Here is a 7770-nt window from a genome sequence, read left to right as displayed (position 1 = left end):
TTCTAGTTGCAAAAAAATTGTAGGTTGGGTGGAGGCTTTGCGTAACCCAACATCCTGATAATCAGTTGGGTTGCGCTCCGCTCCACCCAACCTACCTTTAATGCACTTAATCGCTTAGGTTCTAGTATCCAATTATTTATAAGTGGGGTAGATGTCTCACCCGCCCAGTAAGCAAAGGCGGACAAGACTTCGGCGTGAGCGCTACTTCTCTACCAGAGGCGGCGCCAAGACAACGCTACTTCTCTTCTTAGGCTGCACCAACGACGTCGCTCAGTACAAGTCAGTTGAACGCTGTACACTCTAAGAACGAAGATCAGCGATCGCGTTTAGCAGAACGGCGCGATGCGGACGAACGACCACCAGGCTGATCGCCATTCGTTGCAGGTGGGGCTGGCTTACGTTTGGCGGAAGTCGGTGGTGACAGTTTAGCAGTACGAGCCGGACGCTTGTCACCTCCGGGTTGGGGTCTGTGTTGGCGTCCATTTGGGATTGGTTCGGGGTTGGTGTCGGGGTTGAGCGCAAAGCCAGCGACGACTTCCTTCGGCAAACGCTGCTCGATCAGTTTTTCAATATCTGCCAATAGAGGGTATTCATCGATGCAGACCAGTGATACTGCTTCACCTGATGCACCAGCGCGACCAGTGCGACCAATGCGATGAACATAATCCTCCGGTACATTGGGCAGATCGAAGTTGACTACATGGGGCAGTTCGCTGATGTCAAGACCCCTAGCAGCAATGTCCGTCGCCACCAATACTTGTAAGCTGCCATTCTTGAACTTTGCCAGAGCGTTGGTACGCGCTGGCTGGCTCTTATTACCGTGGATTGCCAATGCTTGAATGCGGTCTTCAGCCAACTGTTTAACCAAACGGTCAGCCCCATACTTAGTGCGAGTGAACACTAGCACTTGATACCAATTATCTCGCCGAATTAGGTGAGCTAGTAATTGACGTTTTTTGTCACGGTCTACCTGATAAATTTTTTGTGCTATTGTGTCGGCGGTAACGTTGCGACGTGCCACCTCAATCATCGTCGGGTGATTTAGCAGTCCGGCGGCGAGGGTTTTAATTTTGTCCGAGAAAGTAGCGAAAAATAGTAAATTCTGCCGCTGTTTGGGCAGGAGTAAGAGAATGCGGCGGATATCATGAATAAAGCCCATGTCCAGCATTCGATCTGCTTCATCCAACACCAAAACCTCAATATGCGACAGCTTCAGCGTGCCCTGGTGTACGTGGTCTAGCAGTCGCCCTGGAGTAGCGACCAGAATATCCACTCGGCCTTTCAAACGCTGTTTTTGGAGATGAATACTGACTCCGCCGAATATCACCATTGAGTTTAGGTTCAAATACTTGCCGTACTCGCGCACGCTTTCTTCCACCTGTGCGGCGAGTTCCCGAGTCGGGGTGAGAATCAGCGCCCGGATCGGCGGGTATCCATTAGACGTACCTTTGCTCTTGTCGGACGACAACCGATGCAGAAGCGGCAGGGTAAAACTAGCGGTCTTTCCAGTCCCAGTTTGTGCCCCAGCTAGCAAATCGCTACCCGACAATACAGCAGGGATTGCCTGCATCTGAATTGGCGTGGGTTCGGTGTACCCTCGCTCGGTAACGGCGCGGATAATTTCATTGGACAAGCCGAGAGTAGAAAAAGACATAAGACTCCAAAAATAACATCGGCCTGTCGCCAATGCTGGCGTTAGTCTTAGGCGGACGGATAAAAAATCATTGAAAGGCTGGATGGGCAGTAGCGCCAAGACTCAGAGCGTGTGCCGCAATTTTGCATTCTAACAGATTGCAATCGATTGTGTCGTTAAAGTTGCTCTGATTCAGTGTTGTGTTAAATTGGCATTAGCATTACTTGCTTGTAAAGTAAAGTGTTGAACAACTAGGAGAAATTCATTATCGCAATCCAAAAGCAACTGATTAATTCGCAAATCAAGTCACCTCACGTCTTCTTGATTGACCATGAGAATAACAATCGTGGTCTGATCGACACCAAGGAGGCCCTACAGCTAGCCGAAAGTTTAGAGCTTGACTTAGTTGTAGTCTCCGAAGGCAAAGACGCTCCAATCGCCAAGATTCTCAACTATGGCAAGCTTCAGTATCAAAAGAAAAAACGTCAGAGTCAGAGTGCTAGACCCACGGTAAAGGAAGTTCGGTTCGGGCTAAACGTGGGTGTGGCTGATTACAATTTACGTATTGAGAAAGCTGTTCAGTGGTTGAGTAAAGGCGATTCGGTAAAGTTTGCCATTCGTTTACGAGGTCGAGAACATCAATATCGTGACCAAGCTGGAGAACTACTAGACCGGATTGCAAACGATCTCAGTCAAGTAGGTAAAATCCAGTCGTTGGATAAACGCTCACTAATTGTTCAAGTTATTCCTGCCTAGTTGATCTAGCGATCGCTGTTTAATTCGTAATTCGTAATGACGCTCGATGACTCGCTAACGCTTCGCTAACGTAATTCGTAATTAAAGACACTGTACAGCAGCCCACACTAAATCAAAAATTTAGTGGTCAACAAAACAGTGGAGAGTAGTGAGCTACCACTGATAGCGGAGCGGTAGCGAGTCCCCGATCGTCTTGTAATTATGAATTATGAATTATCAATTATTTTGACCTTACAACTGAACAAGCGCCAAGCGCCGATGTATAAACAATCAATCGGCACAATTGGTGATTAAATGTGTCAAGGCATCAATCAAGCGATCGCTTTCCATTGGTATAATATCCTTCCCATGCATCACGTCTTGAGTCACATGAAAATTAACTAATGTGCCTAAAAGAATCCTCGCTGTTGCCTGTGGATCACTAATATTCAGTTCCGGGTGAGCAGCCAAGTATTGAGTGATCGTTTCTAGCATTGGTTTAATCATCGCCCGAACACAAATCTGAGTTAATTCTGGAAAACGACCAGATTCCCCAATTAGTACTCGCCAAAATGCACAGTGTTCCTGGTCGTTATTCATCTGTTCTAATAATTTGGTTCCGAATTGGCGCAGTACGATTTTTGGTTCTCCCTCCATAGGTTCCATGCCAAAGAGAGAGTTAAACTTTTGATTTGCCAGGTTTTCTATCAGTACTTTAAAAAGTCCTTCTTTGTCTTGAAAATGGCTGTAAACTGTCGCTTTAGAAACTCCGGCTGCTACTGCTACCCGATCCATACTTGTGCCAGCATAGCCATTTTGCAGGAACTCCTGCATTGCCCCTTGCAGAATTTGCTCTACTTTGTCAACGGAATTCTCTCGATCAACTTCGTCAGTTTTAATCCGTACCATTTATTAATTATCCTCTCTTCTAAAGAATTTTAAGAAGTTAATCGGCATTTACAGCATTTTTTAGGTATTTAGACCACAACTTAGATGGGGAGTGGGGAGTAGTGTCAATATGGTTGGAATAAGCTCTTAACGCCGGGGAGGTAAAAGAGTTATTAAACAATAATTACTTTCTACCGCTGCTTCAATATCTCACCTCAACAGATAACTTTCTGATCAGAATTTTGGGGTGTAATACCATTTCACACAAACCCTGATACATATAGATTTCTCGTAGGGGCACAGCATTGCTGTGCCCCTACCAACCTATTTTTAGAGATTGTCTCGTTCCCAGTCTCTGACTGGGAATGCCTATGCGAGGCTCCGCCTCTTGACTTGCGGCAGAGCCGCAACGAGCAGCATTTCCAGCCAGAGGCTGGAAACGAGGTTTGAAAAGGGTTTTGGCTTAAGTTGACACCAATGAGCATTGCTGTGCCCCTACCAACGTATTTGTATCATTATTAAAGTGAAAGGGTGTAACGCAGGGCAAATTGTTTAGAGGTTGTTTTAAAAGTGGTTGCCTGTGATTTTAGGCACTTATTGATCCCCCCTAGCCCCCCTTCAAAAGGGGGGAAACCGGATCAAAGTCCCCCTTTTGAAGGGGGATTTAGAGGGATCTAGAACGTTTTGCTACCGACAAGAGGACTTTTAAAACATCCTCTTAATTGCCGAGTTTTACTTTTTACGCTTGACTAAACTACTCCGTTTAGTTTAGCATAAATTGAACTGAACAGTTTAGTACAAGTCGTGAATGGGAAAAGGTGAACAATATGGTACCGAATTGGAAATTAGAGGATTTAAAGTCTTCTCAAAATCTTTGGCGATCGCCCACAACACTAGCAATAATTGCATCTTTAGCAATAGGTGGAGCTAGTGTTTATACGGTGCTAAGGTTTCAGGCTACGGCTAATGAAAAGCAAGCAGCGCCAGTAGTTGTTCAACCAGTAGTAAAAACAGTTACAGCATTGGGACGCATAGAACCAAATGGAGAAGTGGTAAAACTGTCTGCAACTTCTTCGACTGAGGGAAGTCTGCTTGAGAAACTATTGGTGAAAGAAGGCGATCGGGTCAAAGCTGGGCAGGTAATTGCAATTATGGACAGTCGCGATCGCTTGCAAGCAAGTTTGGTTGAAGCCCAAAAACAAGTTCAAGTTGCCAAATCCAGCCTTGACAAGGTAAAATCGGGAGCAAAACAGGGAGAAATTGGAGCAAAGCAAGCTGCTGTAAACCGTCTGCAAGTCGAACTAGAGGGAAATATTAAAACTCAACAAGCCACAATTGATCGTCTAGAAGCGGAATTGCAAGGACAACAACAGAGTTTACAAGCAACTGTGGCTCGCGTAGCAGCCGAAAAGCGCAACGCTGAAGTAGATGTGCAACGCTATGAAGCTTTATACAAAGCAGGGGCAATTTCCAGTCAGTCAGCTGATCAAAAACGCTTGAGTGCAGAAACTTCTACTCAGCAGGTAATCGAAAACCAAGCCAACAAAACAAGAACTGTAGCGACTTTAGAACAGCAGATTAAGGAAGCCAAAGCTAACCGCAACCAAACCCTCGCTAGCTTGCAACAGCAGATTAACGAAGCCAAAGCCACCCTCAACCAAACGGCTGAAGTCCGTCCTACAGATGTTGCAAATGCCCAAGCAGAGGTAGATAGCGCTCAAGCTACTGTGCAAAAAATGCAAGCACAACTGGATCAAGCATACGTCCGCGCACCAGAAGCGGGGCAAATCATGAAGATTAATACACGAGCCGGAGAAACCGTTTCTAATGACGGGATTGTGGAATTAGGTCGAACCGACCAGATGTATGCAGTTGCAGAAGTTTACCAAAGTGATATTAATAAAGTGCGATCGGGGCAACGAGTCAAGGTAATTAGTGATTCCCTCCCAGGAGAATTACAGGGGACCGTCGATTGGCTGGGGATGCAGGTACAGCGACAAAATCTGATCAACAGTGATCCCTCCAGCAATATTGACGGCAGAGTAGTAGAAGTTCATGTGCGACTAAATCAGGCTTCTAGCATCAAAGCAGCCAAGTTTACCAATCTGCAAGTAAAGGCGGTGATTGAATTATGATTGGATTTATTCAACAACTGCGCCAGCGAACCCCTCTGGGATGGCTGCAACTGAGTCATGAAAAAAGCCGTCTGTTGGTGGCATTGGGAGGCATTGCTTTCGCTGATGTTCTCATGTTCATGCAGCTAGGATTTCAGACCGCCTTGTTTGAAAGTAATACTAAGCTGCATCATAGTATACAGGCTGACATTTTCCTAGTTAGTCCTCAAGCCCGTAACCTGTTAAATGCGTCTACCTTTACGCGACGGCGGCTGTATCAAGCAATGGATGTACAGGGGGTGAAGTCCGCAGAAGCAATGTATATCAGCATTGTTGATTGGAAGAATCCCCAAACACAGCAAAAGACATCTGTATTAGTTATCGGGATCAATCCTGAAAAGCCAGCGTTTGATTTGGTGGATGTGAACAGCCAGATAGATCGGGTGAAGCTACCAGATACAGTCCTGTTCGATCGCGCCTCCAGAGGAGATTATAAAGAAGCGATCGCTCAAGTTGCACAAGGGAAACCTGTGACGACTGAAATTGACCGCCGGACGATTACCATTAGCGGCTTATTTTCAATCGGGGCTTCCTTTGCGGCTGATGGGAATCTGATTACCAGCGACCAGAATTTCTTGCGGCTCTTTCCGAAGCGAGAAGCCAGCAGTGTCAGTTTAGGTTTGGTTCAACTAGAACCAGGCTATGATCCAAAACAGGTGAAAGCAGTTTTAGAATCTCATTTAGATCATGATGTTAAAGTTTTAACCAAAGCAGAATTTATCGAATTTGAAACAGATTATTGGAAAAAAAATACGGCGATTGGGTTTATTTTTAGCTTGGGTGTCGGAATGGGCTTTCTGGTGGGCGTGATTATCGTCTATCAAGTTCTTTCTACAGATGTAAATTCTCATATCAAAGAATACGCCACATTCAAAGCAATGGGGTATAATAATCTCTATTTATTAGGTGTGGTATTTGAAGAGGCGATAATTTTGGCAGTGTTGGGCTTTATCCCAGGAGCGATCGCACCTTTAGGACTTTATTATTTAACTCGTAATGCGACCAATTTGCCAGTTTACATGACCCTAGCACGAGCCTTAACGGTATTAGGGCTAACTATGATTATGTGTATAATTTCTGGTGCGATCGCCACTCGCAAATTACAGTCCGCCGACCCCGCAGATATGTTTTAGAAAATGGGCATTGGGCACTTGTACTGACTTGTACTGACTTGTACTGAGCGGCGTCGTTGGCGCAGCCGAAGAAGAGAAGTAGCGGCGTCGTTGGCGCAGCCGAAGAAGAGAAGTAGCGTTCGCGTAGCGTCTCGTAGAGAAGCCGTTGGCGTAGCCTAAGAAGAGAAGTATTGGGCATAAAGATAATTATTCAATTCCTAATCCAAAATCTAAAATTAGTATGCTTCCTGTAATCTCTGTTAAAAATCTCAACCATTACTTCGGTCATGGTCAACTCCGCAAGCAAGTTCTGTTTGATATCAACCTGGATATTAACGCCGGCGAAATTATTATTATGACTGGGCCTTCTGGTTCTGGTAAAACTACACTTCTCACCTTATCAGGCGGCTTACGTTCTGCTCAATTTGGCAGTTTACAGATATTGGGAGAAGAACTTTGTGGTGCTAATACAGCAAAACTTACCCAGGTGCGACGCAATAACGGTTATATTTTCCAAGCGCATAACTTGCACGCTAGCCTGACAGTACTCCAGAATGTCAGAATGGGCTTGGAAGTGCATAATAATATTTCCTCGGTAGAAATGAAAACCCGGTCAGCCCAGATGTTAGAAGAGGTAGGATTAGGCGAACGCCTGAATTATTATCCTGATGATTTATCTGGGGGACAAAAACAAAGAGTTGCGATCGCTCGTGCTTTAGTTGGTCGTCCTAAAATTGTCTTAGCAGATGAACCCACCGCCGCCCTTGACAGTAAATCGGGAAGAGATGTGGTCAACCTGATGCAAAAACTAGCTAAAGAACACGATTCTACCATTCTCTTGGTTACTCATGACAATCGCATTCTAGATATTGCCGATCGCATCGTCTACATGGAAGATGGCAAGTTAATAAATGACCGTGCTGTTGTTGCAAACAGTTAGGAATCTGTGCAAAAATCCCACATTTTTAAGGAATAAGAATTAAATAAGATCCAATTTATGTCCTACTGATTCTTGCATAATTTCCTCGCTTAACAATTGACGAATCAAGTTTTTCTCGAACCGTAAGCCGGCTCAAATCCCTGTATAAGCTAAAATCGTCTATGTAGTTTCACTAATGCCAATCTACCAACTCATCTGCTAGAGATTTGAAAGGTTTACTATTATATAAGAAATGCTTGCTAGAGTCTGGAGTGCATCAATTGTGGGCATCGATGCCGTCAAAGTAGG

The 7770-nt window shown here is 45.0% G+C and carries 7 protein-coding genes; 4 read left to right on the top strand and 3 right to left on the bottom strand.

Annotated elements, in window-relative coordinates; translation table 11 throughout:
- Nucleotides 1-313: 313 nt before the first annotated feature.
- On the bottom strand, nucleotides 314-1654 hold the full coding sequence (locus ACYTXL_RS24210) for a DEAD/DEAH box helicase (RefSeq protein ID WP_461926955.1): 1341 nt from the start codon (nucleotides 1652-1654) through the stop codon (nucleotides 314-316).
- 243 nt (nucleotides 1655-1897) lie between these two features.
- On the opposite strand from ACYTXL_RS24210, the gene infC reads away from it, so the two are divergent.
- The gene (infC, locus tag ACYTXL_RS24205; RefSeq protein WP_292830779.1) at nucleotides 1898-2389 is read left to right on the top strand and encodes a translation initiation factor IF-3; all 492 of its coding nucleotides are present in this window, start codon (nucleotides 1898-1900) and stop codon (nucleotides 2387-2389) included.
- A gap of 270 nt (nucleotides 2390-2659) precedes the next feature.
- Here the strand turns inward: infC and ACYTXL_RS24200 are convergent, their stop codons facing one another.
- Nucleotides 2660-3277, bottom strand: coding sequence for a TetR/AcrR family transcriptional regulator (locus ACYTXL_RS24200; protein WP_461926954.1), 618 nt, complete (start codon nucleotides 3275-3277; stop codon nucleotides 2660-2662).
- 806 nt (nucleotides 3278-4083) lie between these two features.
- Between ACYTXL_RS24200 and ACYTXL_RS24195 the strand changes: the two genes are divergently transcribed.
- Together ACYTXL_RS24195 and devC are read left to right on the top strand one after the other, a co-directional pair.
- A complete protein-coding gene (locus ACYTXL_RS24195; RefSeq protein WP_461926953.1) occupies nucleotides 4084-5391 on the top strand; it encodes an ABC exporter membrane fusion protein in 1308 nt (435 codons plus the stop codon).
- Complete coding sequence (gene devC / locus ACYTXL_RS24190) at nucleotides 5388-6563, top strand: ABC transporter permease DevC (RefSeq protein WP_461926952.1); 1176 nt, start codon at nucleotides 5388-5390, stop codon at nucleotides 6561-6563. The genes ACYTXL_RS24195 and devC overlap by 4 nt, the downstream gene beginning before the upstream one ends.
- On the opposite strand, the gene ACYTXL_RS24185 is transcribed toward devC, so the two are convergent.
- Nucleotides 6493-6741, bottom strand: a complete 249-nt coding sequence (locus ACYTXL_RS24185) for a hypothetical protein (RefSeq protein ID WP_461926951.1) — start codon at nucleotides 6739-6741, stop codon at nucleotides 6493-6495. The two genes, devC and ACYTXL_RS24185, sit on opposite strands and share 71 nt — an antisense overlap.
- Nucleotides 6742-6783: 42 nt before the next feature.
- On the opposite strand from ACYTXL_RS24185, the gene ACYTXL_RS24180 reads away from it, so the two are divergent.
- The gene (locus tag ACYTXL_RS24180) at nucleotides 6784-7482 is read left to right on the top strand and encodes a DevA family ABC transporter ATP-binding protein (RefSeq protein WP_461926950.1); all 699 of its coding nucleotides are present in this window, start codon (nucleotides 6784-6786) and stop codon (nucleotides 7480-7482) included.
- The last annotated feature ends 288 nt before the right edge of the window (nucleotides 7483-7770 follow it).

The organism is Nostoc sp. (assembly GCF_054880495.1).
This window is presented reverse-complemented; position numbering and strand designations above follow the sequence as displayed.

Bases quoted from the DNA above. Each gene is read 5' to 3' on its own strand.
- ACYTXL_RS24210 (WP_461926955.1), bottom strand. From the start codon at position 1,654: ATGTCTTTTTCTACTCTCGGCTTGTCCAATGAAATTATCCGCGCCGTT.
- ACYTXL_RS24200 (WP_461926954.1), bottom strand. From the start codon at position 3,277: ATGGTACGGATTAAAACTGACGAAGTTGATCGAGAGAATTCCGTTGAC.
- ACYTXL_RS24195 (WP_461926953.1), top strand. From the start codon at position 4,084: ATGGTACCGAATTGGAAATTAGAGGATTTAAAGTCTTCTCAAAATCTT.
- devC (WP_461926952.1), top strand. From the start codon at position 5,388: ATGATTGGATTTATTCAACAACTGCGCCAGCGAACCCCTCTGGGATGG.
- ACYTXL_RS24185 (WP_461926951.1), bottom strand. From the start codon at position 6,741: ATGCCCAATACTTCTCTTCTTAGGCTACGCCAACGGCTTCTCTACGAG.
- ACYTXL_RS24180 (WP_461926950.1), top strand. From the start codon at position 6,784: ATGCTTCCTGTAATCTCTGTTAAAAATCTCAACCATTACTTCGGTCAT.